Below are 16,081 nucleotides of genomic sequence, written 5' to 3'. Positions count from 1 at the left end.
AAAACGGTTTTTTCATTTAATATCAAGAAACTATCTTTGCATTCAGATGGAAATTACAAAAATTCACGATTTATATTTTAAGGAGTATGTCTCTAAAAAAGAAATAGCCAGTATTGTTACTGAATTAGCTGTACAAGTTAAAAATGATTTACCAGAAAATGAAGTTCCTCTTTTTATAGGTATATTAAATGGATGTTTTATTTTTGCGTCTGATTTTATGAGGGCTTTTAAAGGTGATTGTGAAGTGTCTTTCGTAAAACTTGCCTCATACGAAGGAACTTCTTCTACTGATAAAGTGAAAAAATTAATTGGTGTTAATGAGAATCTTGAGGGAAGAACTGTGATTATTCTAGAAGATGTAATAGATACAGGAAATACACTTCAGGAAATATACGAAATATTTAAATCTAAAAATTTAAAAGAATTAAAAATAGCAACACTTTTCTTTAAACCAGACGTCTACAGAAAAGAATTACCAATAGATTATATAGGGAAGAGTATTCCGGATAGTTTTATTATTGGTTACGGATTAGATTATAATGGTTATGGAAGAAATATGCCTGCTGTTTATCAATTAACAACACAACCAAAAATGAAAAATATTGTATTATTTGGTCCCCCAGGTGCTGGAAAAGGGACACAAGCTTCTATTTTAAAAGAAAAATATAATTTAATCCATATTTCAACAGGGGATGTATTTCGATTTAATATCAAAAATGCTACAGAGTTAGGGCTTTTAGCAAAAAAGTATATTGATGCAGGCGAACTTGTTCCAGATAAGGTTACCATTAGTATGCTACAAGATGAAGTAGAAAGACATATTGATGCAAGTGGATTTATTTTTGACGGATTTCCGAGAACTGAATCTCAAGCAGTAGCTTTAGAGAAATTTTTAGCCGAGAAGGGAGAAAAAATTAACGGAATGATAGCGCTGGAAGTACAAGAAGATTTATTAGTTAATCGAATTCTTGAAAGAGGAAAAACTAGTGGTAGATCTGATGATACTGATGAAAGCAAAATCAGAAATCGATTTAATGAGTACAATACAAAGACAGCTATATTGAAAGATTTTTACCGTGAGAAAGGTAATTATCATGGAGTTGATGGAGTAGGTACTATTGAGCAAATTACAGAACGGTTATCAAATATATTTGATAATTTGTAAAATTGTGAAGAGGGTACTTATTAAAGTCCCTTTTTTATTTAAAAAACAATTAAAATGACTGAAGGAAATTTTGTAGACTATTTAAAAATTTATGCTTCTTCTGGAAAAGGAGGTAGAGGGTCAGCACATTTACATAGAGAAAAGTTTGTAGCTAAAGGAGGGCCTGATGGAGGAGATGGCGGAAGAGGAGGTCACGTAATAGTTCGTGGTGATAAAAGTATGTGGACACTATTTCATTTAAAGTTTAAACGTCATTTTAGAGCAGAACACGGGGGAGATGGAGGTAGTAGTAGAAGTACAGGTAGTGATGGTAATGATATTATTATTCCGGTACCGTTAGGTACTATTTTCAGAGATGCTGATACTGATAAAGTACTATTTGAAGTTAATGAACACGACGAAGATGTAGTTTTGCTAGAAGGGGGAAAAGGGGGGAAAGGAAACTGGCATTTTAAATCGCCTACTAATCAGACTCCAAGATATGCTCAACCTGGTTTGGAAGGTCAGGAAGGGTGGTATCGAATTGAGCTAAAGGTACTAGCAGATGTAGGTTTAGTTGGATTTCCTAATGCTGGAAAGTCTACTCTATTATCAGTACTTACCGCAGCAAAACCTAAAATTGCTGATTATGCATTTACAACATTAAAGCCAAATTTAGGAATTGTAGAATATAGAAATCACCAGAGTTTTGTAATGGCTGATATTCCAGGTATTATAGAGGGAGCTTCTGAAGGAAAAGGATTAGGTCATTATTTTCTTCGCCATATTGAACGTAATTCAGTATTACTATTTCTTGTTACGGCTGATAGTGAGGATGTAAAAAAAGAATTTAATGTTTTATTAGAGGAACTAAGAAAACATAATCCTGAATTATTAGATAAAAAACGACTATTAGCAATTTCTAAATGTGATATGCTTGATGAAGAATTAAAAGAAGAGTTATCTGAAGAGTTACCAAGTGATGTTGATACTGTATTTATCTCATCCGTAGCACAAATAGGGCTAATGGAACTTAAGGATAAATTATGGGAGTTATTAAATTAGAAATTTAACCATCAGATAATATATTATAAATTTAAAAATAGTTGTAAATTATGTACAGCTCTTTTTAAATTTATAATATTTAAAGAGCACGATTTTTTAATTATTTTGTATAGCGAATAAAGTTAAACTAATAATTAGTTTTTTTATAAAAACATATGAACAAAAGTTTATATTATATGGATTATTGATGAATAATCCGTTTAGCACTAACAAAAGCCCTTTTCCAATATTTTTCACTTAGATAACTTACTAGAACACCCTTTGAGCTTGTTGCATGGATGAATTGAATTTTTCCTTTTTCTGTTGAAGTTATTAAGCCAACATGATTTACCGTCTTTCTTCGTGATGTTTTAAAAAATAATAAATCTCCTCTTTTAACTTCATTAAGTTTTATGTATTTGCCTTTAGTATACATTAATCTTGAAGAGCGAGGTAAAAGAATTTTTCTTTTCTTGAACGAGGTGAAAATTAAGCCTGAACAATCCATTCCTTTATTACTTGTTCCTCCATACTTGTAGGGAGTTCCTTTGAAAGATACAGCTGTCCAAACTACTTTATCAGCAATAGAGGGGGCTTTATTGAGAGTTTTTGAAGCTACGGGACTATTTTTATTTTCATTTATTTTCTGATAAGAGCCACAAGAATAAAATGATATAAAGATTAGTAAAAAGAGGAGTATTTTTTTTTGCATTTATATTGTTTTTGTGATTCAGTTTTTCAAGAAATTACTTAGTAATTTAAATTATTCTAATGAGAAGGCTATTAAGTTTTTGCAATAGGTCATTTTGTTGCACCTGAAATAATCAGTTTAGCCGTTTTATCTGAAGCCCCTGCTCCTCCCAAACGTTGTTCTAGATCAAAGTAATCAAGAAATAGTTTCTCTCTATGTTTTCGATCTAAAATTAGCTTAAGTTCTTGTTTTAAGTTTTTATATGTAAACTCATCTTGAATTAATTCTGAAACAACTTTTTTTTCCATAACTAAATTTACTAAAGAGATGTATTCTAAAGTAATAATTCGTTTTGCTATTTGATACGATAGGTTGCTAGCCTTGTAGCACACGACCTGCGGTACTTTAAATAATGCAGCCTCTAAAGTAGCAGTTCCAGAGGTTACTAAAGCAGCATAAGAAATACTTAATAAATCATACGTTTTATTTGATATAAAAGAAGCGTCACTTTCATTTATAAATGCTCTGTAAAATTCGAATGACTGACTAGGAGCTCCAGCGATAACAAATTTATAATCGCTGAAGTCATTTATTAGAGATAACATAACGGATAGCATTTTTGTAATTTCTTGTTTTCTGCTTCCTGGAAGTAATGCAATAATTGGTTTTTCCCCCAAGTCATATTCTTTTCTAAATTCGGATTCATTCACTAACTTTCTATTGTCAATTCCATCAATTAGAGGATGACCAACAAATTCTACATCATAGTTGTATTTTTTGTAAAAAGATTTTTCAAAGGGAAGGATGACAAACATTTTATCAATATCTCGTTTAATGGTTTTTATTCTGCCAGCCCTACTAGCCCAAACCTGTGGAGAAATATAATAGTTTGTTTTAAACTCATTTTTTTTAGCCCATTTCGCAATCCTTAAGTTAAACCCTGAATTATCTATAAAAATAATTATGTTTGGATTGAACTTACGAATGTCTTTTTTACAGAATGATATAAAATTTAATATTTTTCTTAGATTCGTGAAAACCTCTGCAAATCCCATAAAAGCTCTCTCCTTGTAATGAACAACAAGATCACCTCCTGTTTTTTTCATTAGATCTCCTCCCCAAAAGCGTATCTCAGCGTCAGTATCAAACTTGAATAATGATTTCATAAGGTTTGCTCCATGAAGATCTCCTGAGGCCTCTCCTGCAATTATATAGTATCTCACTTATTTGGTATTATTTTAAACTACTAAATGATTTTTAAAACGAATGTAAGCAATGCAATACAAATAGTGCCTACTAAAACACCTCTTGCTCTATAATCTTGTTTCTTTTTTAAAAATACAAAGAAGACAAATAAATTAGGAATGGCAGCTAAGGTGATTACAGTACTTATAACACCGCCTTCTTTGACTTTATGATATGTAGACATTAAATCACTTTCAGTGATGTATTGTAAGTAAATAAAAAAACTACAAATAGTAGCAAGTAGCGAAATTAAAACCCCAATACAAACCTCTTTTCTTATAAATCCCATGTGTTTAACTTTTGAATTGCGTGATGAGCAGTCATATCAAATTGTACAGGAACTACGGATATATAGCCGTTTTCTAGAGCCCAAATATCAGTATCTTGTCCTTTATCTTTATTTATAAATTCACCCGTCAACCAATAATACTCCTTTCCGTATGGACTTTTTCTTTTGTCAAAGTTTTCCTTCCAATATCCATTTGCCTGTCTACAAACACGTATTCCTTTAATTTCTTCTTCTTTCAGCTTAGGAATATTAACATTAAGAACAACTCCATCGGGTAAGCCATTTAGAATTACATTAAGCGTAATTTGTTCTATAAATTTTTTAGCAGCCCTGAAGTTAGCATGCCAATCAAAATCTAGTAAAGAAAAACCAATTGCAGGTATTCCCTCAATTCCAGCTTCAACAGCAGCACTCATTGTACCTGAATAAATTACGTTAATTGAAGAGTTTGATCCATGATTGATCCCTGAAACACAAAGATCAGGAATTCTATTTAGTATCTCATTCTTTGCCATTTTAACGCAGTCGGCAGGAGTTCCCGAACAGCTATATTCAATTTGTGGACCTTCGTCAATTGTTATTGGATTACAGTGAAGAACGTTGTTTACGGTAATTGCATGACCCATACCACTTTGAGGACTATCAGGGGCTACAACAACAACATCTCCTATTTTATTCATTATTTCTATTAACATTCTTATACCAGGAGCTGTGATACCATCGTCATTGGTAACTAAAATTAAAGGTCTTTTTTTCATACTAAATCAAGTTTAAAACAAAAGTACATGAATTTTTTTATTGGACTCAATTAAAATTGTTCATTTGAAAAGTTACTTAGGCGAAGAATTTTATTAGTAAAAAAGTGTCAATTTATAATAACAACGAGAGTATACTTGAAAAGTTTTCTAAAGAAATGATATTTATAGTTTTTAACATTTATTAAAGAGTTAATCTTACAATGATTGTGTATTATTGGTGTGTTTTTATGCTAAACATTGAGAAAAATATAGAAACAAAATTTTTGGGAAGTATTCCTTTGTATTCTCTATTTATTCCGATGAATAATGATTGGTTTATATTGAAAAATGGGTAATAAAATTCCTCTATTTTTTTTTAGAACAATATTTTTAAAATTGAGTAAGTCTTATTTTAAATAAAGGATCTTATTGATATTTAGTAGAGTATGAAAATAAAAAGAGAGTTAGCTAATTATTATAATAAAGGCTCTAAGTTAGTAAAAGTGGCATTATTTTAGTAGCTTAGCCAAGGTATATAATATCATTTAATACAAAACGATAGGAGAGTTTATGAAAACGAAATTTTTTATTTCATTTCTTATTTCAGCATTTTTTTATTCAAATATTGTAAGTGCAAATAAGATAGGGAAACAATATAGTGATTCAGAAAAAGATAAAATAATTGTTTATGTCTTAAAAAACATTTTAAGTAGGTATCATTATGTTCAAAAAAAATTAGATGATGATTTTTCAGAACATGTTTATAATGAGTTTATTAATAATCTTGATCCAAGTAAGCGATACTTTACTCAAAAAGATATTCTAGAATTTTCAAAATACAAGTATTTAATTGATGATCAAATAAAAAACACAAATATTGATTTTTATAAGCTTGTCTATAATCGATTTCTAGAAAAAATTGACAAAGCTAAATCTTTGTATAAATTATTATTGAAAGATTCTTTTGATTACAATAGTGATGAGGAAATAAACATAGATTATGAGAAAATACCTTTTGCTAAAAACGATTTAGAGTTACGTGATATTTGGAGAAAGCAATTAAAGTTATCAGTAATTAGTAGAGTAGAGCAATCAGAAAGTGATCAAGATGAAAAAGCCAAAAAAGATAGTATTTTTAAAAAGAAAAGTTTTGCTGAACTAGAAAAAGTAGCAAGAGCGAAAGTTCTAGAAAACATGAATGAATTATACAACCGAATTGATGAGTTGGAGAATTCTGATTGGTATTCCTCTTTTTTGAATAGTATCGTTAGTGGATTTGATCCGCACACTACTTACATGTCACCAAGAGTTAAGAGTAGGTTTGATCAAGATATGTCTGGAAGGTTAGAGGGCATTGGAGCTAGACTCCAAAAAAAGGGAATGTACACACATGTTGTTGAGCTAATTTCTGGTGGGCCCGCATGGAAGCAGGGAGAATTAGAGTCAGGGGATATTATACTAAAAGTAGCTCAAGGAAAAAACGAACCTCTTGATATTGTTGGAATGCGGTTAGATGATGCTATTAAGTTTATAAAAGGTAAAAAGGGCACAGAAGTTAGACTTACGGTGAAAAAAATTGATGGATCTCTTCAAGTGATTTCAATTATTAGAGATGTCGTCGAGCTTGAAGAAACTTTTGTTAAGTCAAGTATTGTTGAAAAAAATGAAAAAACATATGGAATAGTTAATTTACCGAAATTTTATATTGATTTCAATGACCCAGGAAGGAGGGATGCTGCGAAAGACATGGAGAAAGAAATAGAAAGATTAAAGAAAGAAGGTGTTGAAGGGCTGATAATTGATCTTAGAGATAACGGAGGAGGATCCTTACAAATGGCAATAGAAATAGGAGGGTTGTTCATCGATAAAGGGCCAATTGTTCAAGTTAAGTATAGAGGAGAAGCTCCAACCGTGAAGAACGATGTTGATGAACAAATTCAGTGGTCTGGCCCCCTAGTAGTTATGGTTAATGAGTTTTCTGCATCTGCATCGGAAATATTTGCGGCTGCTATGCAAGACTACAAAAGAGGGATTGTTATAGGAGGAAAACAGACCTATGGTAAAGGAACTGTTCAAAACATATTACCAATCAACCGTTTTTATGAACAATACCCAAGTGATTTGGGTTCTCTTAAAATGACCATTCAAAAGTTTTATAGAATCAGTGGAGGGTCAACTCAAAAAGAAGGAGTTTATTCTGATATAGCATTGCCTTCAAGGTATAGTTATATGGAGTTTGGAGAACGTGACTTAAAAGGAGCTTTACCTTGGGACAAGGTAGTTCAAGCCAATTATAAGAAGAAAAATTCGTATAGTAATTGGGAGGAGGTTGTTAATAATTCTCAACAAAGAATATTTAATGATAAAAAATTTAAGAAAATCAGTGAATACGCAAAATGGCTCAAAAGAAATCAAGAAGATAATATACTTTCTTTGAATTACAATGATTTTAAGAGCAAAAGACATAAAAAAGAAAATGAAGGAAAAAGATTTAAAGAGGTTTTTAAATTTGATTCGAATTTGACTTTTAGTTCTCCAAAATATGAGAATGAATTATTTAAAAAAGACACAGTATTAAAAGATAAGCGTTTTGCATGGCATAAAAGCCTTAAAAAAGATATATACATGAATGAAGCATTAAATGTGTTGAGTGAGTTAAAAATGAATAAAGAGTATGCAATTGTAGAAAAATAGATACCAAAATATTCTATTTGTTTAGATGATTTAAATCATTGCCCGTAGGTAATTCAAACGCTTCTAAATCGAAGTAAGAAATACTTGCAAAAATATGATCAAATATGTCAGCCGTAATTCTTTCATAATTTATCCAAGTTTTATCTTTGCTAAAAGCATATACTTCCAATGGCATCCCATTAGGGGTTGATTCTAATTGACGAGTCATAAAGAGAAGTTCTTGATTTATTTTGGGATGTTGCTTTAAGTATTCGTCTAAGTATTTTCTGAATAACCCCAAATTAGTTAAATTACGACCATTTATTAATAGTGATTTGTCAATTTTTTTTTCTGTATTATATCTATTAATTTCTTTTAAAGAGTTGGCTATATAAGGTTTTAGTAATTCGATTTTGTTAAAAGAGCTTAAATCCTCTACAAACTTGATTGAATTTACTTTAATTAATACAGAGCGTTTAATTCTTCTACCTTTTGAATTATTCATTGCTCTCCAATTTTTAAATGAATCTGAAATTAATGAATAAGTAGGAATACTTGTTACAGTATTATCGAAGTTTTTAACGATAACCGAAGCTAAGTTAATTTCAATAACACTACCATCAGCAGAGTACTTTTCCATGGTAATCCAGTCATTTAATCGTACAGTGTCATTGATTGTTATTTGAATACTAGCAACAAAGCCTAATATTGTGTCTTTAAAGATTAAAAGAAGAATGGCAGAAAAAGTTCCTAGTGCTGTTAAAAATCTGTAAAGAGATTTGTCTGTAAGCACAGAGAAAGCAATTACTATAGCTATCATCCATAAGATAACCATAAAAATTTGTACATAGCTCTCAAGTGGTTTGTCTTTGAAAGACGAAAATTCTCTCAAAAAGTCTTTTATCGACAGTAAAATACTTCTAATTAGCCAAACGGTAAATAGAATAATTGCAATAGAAACAACTTTTTCAAAGTATCTGTATAAAAAAGGGAGGTCTTCCAATAAAATATGCAAAGAGGAATTAAACATTGATAATATTATTATCCTAGATATGTTACGAAATACTTTATTTTTAATTAGTAAGTCGTCAAATGAAGTTTTTGTTTTGTATGCTATCTTACCAAGAAACTTCTTTCCAAAAAACCTGAGAAGCTTAAACAAGATATATCCAAAGATACCTATGACTACTAAATTAGTAATTAAGTTTAGGTATATTGAAGCCTCATGAGGAACAAGAAGTTTATCTTTGAAAAAATGATAAAAAAATTTACTGACCATTTTGAATTATATTAGTTGTCAAAATTAGGAATTTCTTCGCCAGGTTTTAAATTAAATTTCTTTCTAAATAAGTATACGGTAATATATAGTAGTGGTGTATCAAGAATTGCAATGATAACCTTAAATAGAACACCACTAACAAATAACCCTAAAAATTTATTCCATTCAATAATATTGAACGAACATAATAGAACTAGAACAGTTAGTGTATCTATGAGCTGTGAAGAAAAGGTTGAAAAGTTATTTCGTAGCCATAAATGTTTTCCTTTGGTATAAGATTTCCAAAAATGATAAATACGAATATCAATAAATTGAGCAGCTAAATAAGCTAGCATAGATGCGAAAACAGCTATTGGGGCAGCACCAAACACATGTGTAAAAGTAGCATCATTTACCTTAGACCATTGTGTTGATGGGGCATGTTGAGAAACATAAATAATAGCTAAAGAAAAAATGGAAGCAAAAACCCCTGCAACAACCATTTGGTTTGCTTTAGTTTTTCCATAAATTTCCGAAATAATATCCGTAATTAAAAATGTTATTGGATAGGGTAAAAGGCCAACTGATATCTCAAAAAGCCTCGTGTCAAAAATTGTAATATCAAAAGGGTACCAATAAAAGAATTTTTGAAAAATTAAATTAGACGTTATTAGAGATGCTACAAATAAAGAGGTTAAAATCAAGTAAATTAAATTTGCTTGTAATTTTTGTTGTGTAGTCATGTTTGATAAAATAGTAATTTTAAAAATTGTATGTTTGCACGAGCAAGTAAAAGTAAATAAAACCTATTTATTAAATGGTTTTTATTAATGCTTTAAACATAATACCTCTTTGTATTAACAAAGGTGTCTCTGCTTAAGTTAAAAAATAATAATAAACAGATGAAAGCATATATATTTCCTGGTCAAGGTGCACAGTTCACTGGAATGGGATTAGATCTTTACGAAAAATTTCCAATAGCTCAAGAGTTATTTGAGAAAGCAAATGATATACTAGGTTTTAGTATCACAGACGTAATGTTTGAAGGTAGTCCAGAGGAATTAAAGCAAACTAAAGTAACACAGCCAGCAGTATTTTTACATTCTGTAATATCAGCAAAAGTGCTAGGAGATGATTTTAATCCAGAGATGGTTGCTGGGCATTCTTTAGGTGAATTATCAGCATTGGTAGCAAACAAAGTTTTATCTTTTCAAGACGGGTTAAGCTTAGTTTCAAAGAGAGCCAAAGCAATGCAAAAAGCTTGTGAAATACAGCCATCGACAATGGCTGCAGTTTTAGGTGTTGAGGATACTTTGGTAGAGAAAATTTGTGATCAAACTGAGGGAGTTGTAGTAGCAGCTAATTATAATTGTCCAGGTCAGTTGGTGATTTCAGGAGAAATAGAGGCAGTTGAAAAGGCTTGTGAAGTTTTAAAAGGACAAGGAGCTAGAAGAGCTATGATTTTACCTGTTGGTGGAGCTTTTCATTCTCCGATAATGGAACCAGCAAGAGAGGAGCTGGCAAAAGCAATTGAAGAAACAGACTTTAAAGAACCAATATGCCCCATATATCAAAATGTGGTAGCAGAGGCCGTAATTACTCCAAAAAAAATAAAAGAAAATCTTATTTCTCAATTAACTGCTCCTGTTAAATGGACACAATCAATTCAAAATATGATTGCAGATGGAGGTTCTGAGTTTGTCGAAGTAGGACCTGGTAAAGTTTTACAGGGACTTATGCGAAAGATAAACCGAAGTATTCCAGCCTCTTCAGCAACTTTTTAGTTTTACTAATTAACTTATAAACTCCGTCAATTAAAAATTTTCGGAGTTTTTTAAATAAGAGCGCTTTTTTGATACAACCTATCGATACATTATCTTCAATTGATGGATAGTTAGCGAATAATTTTATACTTAATTACTTAATTTGTGGCAACATGATTTCGCTATATGTCAAAATGGGATTTTATAAGAGAAGTTGGAAGGTTAGAGTCTTTTGAAATAAAAAACAGTAGTAAGGTACTGTGTTTAATCAGTCCAGGTATTTTTTTTTATTCCCTGTTAATACATTATCTAAATCCAACTCTAATATATATTCCTTTTGCAAGAGAATTTTTTTCAATATTATTTTTGTTCTTAGGGCTTTTGCCCCTAATTAAAAGCAAGATAGTGTTAAACTATTACGGACTTTTAGTGTTCATTCCGATGTTTTTTTTTGAACACTATCTGATTTATATGATGGCTATTAATAATTTCTCAATAGACTATTTATTAGGAGCATATATAGCAACATTTGGAGGTATATTGATGCTCAATAATAGATGGTTAATAATTTTGTTTAGCACCATGCAACTATTTCACATGACTTATCAAGTAATAAGTAATAATGTTAATATCGTTACAGAAGGAGCAATTTTAATATCAATTACTACAATTTTTATTTTCTCATTTATAATTTTAAATGGTGCTATGCAGTATAGGAGAGGGCTCGAGGAAATTAATTTACAGTTAGAATCTAAAATAAAAGTACGTACAAATGATTTAGAAAAAAGAGCCGGAGAATTATTTCGACGAAATAAAGACTTGGAAGAGTTTGCTTATGTGGTATCTCATGACCTGAAAAGACCTCTTCGAAATATTTATACAATGGCAGAATGGGTAACCTCAAAAGAACTATTGGAGGAAAATTTTGTGAAAGAAGATTCTGAAATGCATAAGAATTTATTTATTATTAGAGAACAGGCTGAGCAGATGGATATGTTGATTAACGGCATTCTAAATTATTCTTTGCAGATGGAAAGAGAGAAAGAAATAAAAAAAGTAGTTTTAGAAGACCTTATAAAGAGGATAATTCTTGTTAATAGTTCAGATAGATGTATTATTGAAGTTAAAAACAAATTACCTGATGTTTATTTTAATGAATCTCAATTATTACAGGTTTTTCAAAATCTTATTCAAAATGCGATTAAGCACAACGATAAAGAAAAATCAGTTATTTATATAAATGTAAAGGAAAATTCTGAAAATTATATATTCTCAGTATCTGATAATGGCCCTGGGATAGATAAAAAATACCACCAAAAGATTTTTCAGTTATTTCAAAAATTAGAATTGAAACCACATATTGATTCTATTGGAATAGGATTGGCGTTAGTTAAAAAGATAATAGAAACAAATGGAGGCAGGGTTTGGTTAGAGAGTGATAAAGGTAAAGGAACTGAGTTTTTTTTTACAGTTGTTAAACGGACTAAAAATTAGAAGAACCTTTATTGATATATTTCAAAGGAATTCTATTTAAGTTGTTGATATATAGTATATTTTTGTATTTTTGACGCTTGATAAATAAAAACGCGTATTTGTTTTGAACTTCCCCCAAAAAAATTTGTGATAACAAGTTTTTTTAAAATCAACTTTATATTTCAGTAATATATAGGCGTACAGAAATAATTTTAGTTAAAATAAATAATATTCAAAATGTGGGGGATTGGTAAAAAAAAATGGAAAATAGGATTCTTATTAATTTTATTGTGTTCGTTAATATTTGAGGGAACAGCGCAAAATTGGAGCATTAGTGGCAGGAATGCAGTTGCTATTGTCGATGGTGTAAAAATTATTGTAAAAACCACAAGCCCAGGTTTTGAGCGAAAAGCGATGAATATCAATGGAAGAAATTTTTGGTCTCCTTCTAGTGTAGCTGGAATGACGGGTTTGAGCACAACATTTAATTGGAATAATTCAATAACGTTTGAATTTAGAGATCCAATTACAAATCAATTCATAAATGTTAAGAATCCTGTAATACATGTTGACCATGTTGGAGGTATTCAACATAAAATTTTATTTTATCCTTTTTTTAGGAGTACTTCATATTCATCACTATTAACTTTAAATAATGGATTGTCTTGGCAAAAAATATCTGGAACTTCAGACTTTATTCTAAATAATGGTAATGGTGTTTATGATTCGAGCGCAGGAAACGTTGTAACGGGTGTTCCTTTATCTACAGATATACCATCGGCTGATGATTGGAATTATGCTGCTTCAGGATCATTGAGAATAAATGGTGCCGTTTCTAGTTTTACATTAACAGTTCCTCATTTCAGAGGACCTAGGGCGCCTAGAGGAGATCGTATGAAATTTGCTTTTACTAGTTTGGATACAAATAGAACAATAGCTGTAGATGATTTCTTTACTACTGATTTTGAAAAAAAATTAGAAGGGGCTAATATCAATGTCTTATTAAATGATATTGATAATGAAGGGCATGCTCAGTCAGTTGTTCCTAAGAGAGTTAATACTTCACAAGGAGGAATAGCTATCTTAAGTTCTTCAGGAGATTTAATTTATTTACCTCCTAATGGGTTTTCAGGTACAGATTCTTTCGTTTATGATGTTTGTGATTCTGAAGGAGCTTGTGATCAGGGAAGCGTGGAAATTAAAGTTAATGGGTTTTCTCCGCCGGATTACTTCCCTACTTTATTTTCAGGAAAAACAATAGTATTTGGTGAAAAAGGAAATATTGATTTTTTTATCGCTGTTGCTGAGAGTAATGGGAAAAATTCTAGAAGAAATTTTTCTGTTGAAGTTAGGGTGCCCCATAGTCAAAGTTTTGCTTTTACATTCGATCCAGATTTACTTGATATAAACGGGGTAGCCGTAGATAACTCAGATTGGTCTTATAGCTTTGATTCTGATCTTCATAAGTTTGAATATATTGCTAATGGGGGAGTTTTTTTAGGTGGAGGATTGTCTAGAATTGGTGTTAAAGCTGTGTTTAATTCACCAACTAATTCTTCAGGAAAAGTCCCCTTAAAAGTTACGATTAAATCGGACTCTGGTGGACAGACTAATAGGAGGAATGATAGTGATCAAGATATAATAGAGTATAAAAATTAAAATATGGACCTGATTAATAAAATAAAGGGCTCTTGATAGTTATTTGATTAATAATTAATTGATTTTTTTAAGTTAGCATAGCTAATTAAGTATTTTGTTATATTGTTTGAAGAATAAAGCTTATGCTTTTTTTAATTTTTAATTTTTGATTTTAAATTTTAATTCATATTCAGTAGCTTTCAATAAAGTTTACGTATTATTTAAAATATAAGTAATTGGTATTAAGCTGTTTTTTTGTTTGGTTTAAAAAAGGTTAAAAAAAGTCTTGTTAGAATAAAAAATGGTTGTATGTTTGCAACCGCTAACGTGAAAACGCATAGTAAAAGAGTTAGCAAGTTCATTGATTTAGCGTGTTGTTTTAGAGTTATAAAGGGGGTAAGATAATTAGTAATTGTCTGCTTTTTTTTAGTTTGTTTGAGGTTTTAATTTGACTTCGGCTGTTCTGAAAAAAAAACTAAAAAAACTTTCAAAAATGTTTGTTATTTTTAAAAAAGTTTTTAGTTTTGCATCCGCTTACGGAGAGCGATACGATCACAGAAATTTTGGAATGATAATTAGTTTATCAGTTAGTTCGATTCTAGCATTTCTACAAGAGTTTAATTTGAGATATTGATTGAGATTATATTAATTATTTTGGGTTAACAAGTTCATTGAAAATATTGAAATTGACAGCGTAATTAGAGTAGAATTACCACGGTAAGCTTTAGGGTTTACCACTTGAAAATTCTTTTGAAGACTTGACATTAAATAATATTAAAGATTATACAATGAAGAGTTTGATCCTGGCTCAGGATGAACGCTAGCGGCAGGCTTAACACATGCAAGTCGAGGGGTAACAGGAGTAGCTTGCTACTTGCTGACGACCGGCGCACGGGTGCGTAACGCGTATAGAATCTACCTTGTACAGGAGGATAGCCTTTAGAAATGAAGATTAATACTCCATAATATATATGATTGGCATCGGTTGTATATTAAAGATTTATTGGTACAAGATGACTATGCGTCCTATTAGCTAGATGGTGAGGTAACGGCTTACCATGGCAACGATAGGTAGGGGGTCTGAGAGGATTATCCCCCACACTGGTACTGAGACACGGACCAGACTCCTACGGGAGGCAGCAGTGAGGAATATTGGTCAATGGGCGCAAGCCTGAACCAGCCATGCCGCGTGCAGGAAGACTGCCCTATGGGTTGTAAACTGCTTTTATACGGGAAGAAACAGTCGTACGTGTACGACCTTGACGGTACCGTAAGAATAAGCACCGGCTAACTCCGTGCCAGCAGCCGCGGTAATACGGAGGGTGCAAGCGTTATCCGGAATCATTGGGTTTAAAGGGTCCGCAGGCGGTCAATTAAGTCAGAGGTGAAATCCTACAGCTTAACTGTAGAACTGCCTTTGATACTGGTTGACTTGAGTTATACGGAAGTAGATAGAATGTGTAGTGTAGCGGTGAAATGCATAGATATTACACAGAATACCGATTGCGAAGGCAGTCTACTACGTATATACTGACGCTCATGGACGAAAGCGTGGGGAGCGAACAGGATTAGATACCCTGGTAGTCCACGCCGTAAACGATGGACACTAGTTGTTGGATTTAGATTCAGTGACTAAGCGAAAGTGATAAGTGTCCCACCTGGGGAGTACGATCGCAAGATTGAAACTCAAAGGAATTGACGGGGGCCCGCACAAGCGGTGGAGCATGTGGTTTAATTCGATGATACGCGAGGAACCTTACCAGGGCTTAAATGTGGAATGACAGGGCTAGAGATAGCTTTTTCTTCGGACATTTCACAAGGTGCTGCATGGTTGTCGTCAGCTCGTGCCGTGAGGTGTCAGGTTAAGTCCTATAACGAGCGCAACCCCTATCGTTAGTTGCTAGCAGGTAAAGCTGAGGACTCTAGCGAGACTGCCGGTGCAAACCGTGAGGAAGGTGGGGATGACGTCAAATCATCACGGCCCTTACGTCCTGGGCCACACACGTGCTACAATGGTATGGACAATGAGCAGCCACTATGCGAATAGGAGCGAATCTATAAACCATATCACAGTTCGGATCGGAGTCTGCAACTCGACTCCGTGAAGCTGGAATCGCTAGTAATCG

The 16,081-nt window shown here is 31.9% G+C and carries 12 protein-coding genes and 1 rRNA gene (1 of these 13 running past the window's edge); 7 read left to right on the top strand and 6 right to left on the bottom strand.

Translation table 11 applies throughout. The features are described from left to right. The first annotated feature begins 46 nt into the window (after window positions 1-46). Together AC2GW8_RS07670 and obgE are read left to right on the top strand one after the other, a co-directional pair. Complete coding sequence (locus tag AC2GW8_RS07670; protein ID WP_440882159.1) at window positions 47-1,165, top strand: adenylate kinase; 1,119 nt, start codon at window positions 47-49, stop codon at window positions 1,163-1,165. 54 nt (window positions 1,166-1,219) lie between these two features. Continuing rightward, a complete protein-coding gene (gene obgE / locus AC2GW8_RS07665) occupies window positions 1,220-2,209 on the top strand; it encodes a GTPase ObgE (RefSeq protein ID WP_440882158.1) in 990 nt (329 codons plus the stop codon). 181 nt (window positions 2,210-2,390) lie between these two features. Here obgE and AC2GW8_RS07660 read toward each other — a convergent pair whose 3' ends face one another. The 4 genes from AC2GW8_RS07660 to surE form a co-directional block, all read right to left on the bottom strand. After that, window positions 2,391-2,900, bottom strand: coding sequence for a C40 family peptidase (locus AC2GW8_RS07660; protein WP_440882157.1), 510 nt, complete (start codon window positions 2,898-2,900; stop codon window positions 2,391-2,393). 89 nt (window positions 2,901-2,989) lie between these two features. Continuing rightward, window positions 2,990-4,102: a lipid-A-disaccharide synthase gene (gene lpxB / locus AC2GW8_RS07655; RefSeq protein ID WP_440882156.1), complete on the bottom strand. Its 1,113-nt coding sequence runs from the start codon at window positions 4,100-4,102 to the stop codon at window positions 2,990-2,992. 23 nt (window positions 4,103-4,125) lie between these two features. Continuing rightward, window positions 4,126-4,413, bottom strand: a complete 288-nt coding sequence (locus AC2GW8_RS07650; protein WP_440882155.1) for a hypothetical protein — start codon at window positions 4,411-4,413, stop codon at window positions 4,126-4,128. Then, on the bottom strand, window positions 4,401-5,171 hold the full coding sequence (gene surE / locus AC2GW8_RS07645) for a 5'/3'-nucleotidase SurE (protein ID WP_440882154.1): 771 nt from the start codon (window positions 5,169-5,171) through the stop codon (window positions 4,401-4,403). The genes AC2GW8_RS07650 and surE overlap by 13 nt, the downstream gene beginning before the upstream one ends. Before the next feature lie 549 nt (window positions 5,172-5,720). On the opposite strand from surE, the gene AC2GW8_RS07640 reads away from it, so the two are divergent. Beyond that, window positions 5,721-7,844, top strand: a complete 2,124-nt coding sequence (locus AC2GW8_RS07640; protein ID WP_440882153.1) for a carboxy terminal-processing peptidase — start codon at window positions 5,721-5,723, stop codon at window positions 7,842-7,844. A gap of 13 nt (window positions 7,845-7,857) precedes the next feature. On the opposite strand, the gene AC2GW8_RS07635 is transcribed toward AC2GW8_RS07640, so the two are convergent. Beyond that, window positions 7,858-9,102, bottom strand: coding sequence for a mechanosensitive ion channel family protein (locus tag AC2GW8_RS07635; RefSeq protein WP_440882152.1), 1,245 nt, complete (start codon window positions 9,100-9,102; stop codon window positions 7,858-7,860). 11 nt (window positions 9,103-9,113) lie between these two features. Beyond that, entirely contained in the window at window positions 9,114-9,824 is a 711-nt protein-coding gene (locus AC2GW8_RS07630) for a queuosine precursor transporter (RefSeq protein ID WP_440882151.1), read from the bottom strand. A 159-nt stretch (window positions 9,825-9,983) separates the two neighbouring features. Between AC2GW8_RS07630 and fabD the strand changes: the two genes are divergently transcribed. From fabD to AC2GW8_RS07610, 4 genes are all read left to right on the top strand, one after another. After that, window positions 9,984-10,865 carry an ACP S-malonyltransferase gene (fabD, locus tag AC2GW8_RS07625; protein ID WP_440882150.1) on the top strand — a complete coding sequence of 294 codons (882 nt, stop codon included), beginning with the start codon at window positions 9,984-9,986 and terminating at the stop codon, window positions 10,863-10,865. Between the two features lie 420 nt (window positions 10,866-11,285). Beyond that, on the top strand, window positions 11,286-12,338 hold the full coding sequence (locus AC2GW8_RS07620) for a sensor histidine kinase (protein ID WP_440882149.1): 1,053 nt from the start codon (window positions 11,286-11,288) through the stop codon (window positions 12,336-12,338). A gap of 216 nt (window positions 12,339-12,554) precedes the next feature. Next, a complete protein-coding gene (locus AC2GW8_RS07615) occupies window positions 12,555-13,976 on the top strand; it encodes an Ig-like domain-containing protein (protein WP_440882148.1) in 1,422 nt (473 codons plus the stop codon). Window positions 13,977-14,740: 764 nt separating this feature from the next. Beyond that, a 16S ribosomal RNA gene (locus tag AC2GW8_RS07610) occupies window positions 14,741-16,081 on the top strand; it runs 181 nt beyond the window's last position.

It is taken from the genome of Tenacibaculum profundi (genome assembly GCF_057162725.1).
The sequence above is the reverse complement of the archived record's forward strand: the minus strand, read 5'-3'. Positions and strand labels throughout refer to the sequence as shown.

Bases quoted from the DNA above. Each gene is read 5' to 3' on its own strand.
- AC2GW8_RS07670 (WP_440882159.1), top strand. From the start codon at position 47: ATGGAAATTACAAAAATTCACGATTTATATTTTAAGGAGTATGTCTCT.
- obgE (WP_440882158.1), top strand. From the start codon at position 1,220: ATGACTGAAGGAAATTTTGTAGACTATTTAAAAATTTATGCTTCTTCT.
- AC2GW8_RS07635 (WP_440882152.1), bottom strand. From the start codon at position 9,102: ATGGTCAGTAAATTTTTTTATCATTTTTTCAAAGATAAACTTCTTGTT.
- fabD (WP_440882150.1), top strand. From the start codon at position 9,984: ATGAAAGCATATATATTTCCTGGTCAAGGTGCACAGTTCACTGGAATG.
- AC2GW8_RS07640 (WP_440882153.1), top strand. From the start codon at position 5,721: ATGAAAACGAAATTTTTTATTTCATTTCTTATTTCAGCATTTTTTTAT.
- AC2GW8_RS07630 (WP_440882151.1), bottom strand. From the start codon at position 9,824: ATGACTACACAACAAAAATTACAAGCAAATTTAATTTACTTGATTTTA.
- AC2GW8_RS07620 (WP_440882149.1), top strand. From the start codon at position 11,286: ATGTTTTTTTTTGAACACTATCTGATTTATATGATGGCTATTAATAAT.
- AC2GW8_RS07650 (WP_440882155.1), bottom strand. From the start codon at position 4,413: ATGGGATTTATAAGAAAAGAGGTTTGTATTGGGGTTTTAATTTCGCTA.
- AC2GW8_RS07615 (WP_440882148.1), top strand. From the start codon at position 12,555: ATGTGGGGGATTGGTAAAAAAAAATGGAAAATAGGATTCTTATTAATT.
- surE (WP_440882154.1), bottom strand. From the start codon at position 5,171: ATGAAAAAAAGACCTTTAATTTTAGTTACCAATGACGATGGTATCACA.
- AC2GW8_RS07660 (WP_440882157.1), bottom strand. From the start codon at position 2,900: ATGCAAAAAAAAATACTCCTCTTTTTACTAATCTTTATATCATTTTAT.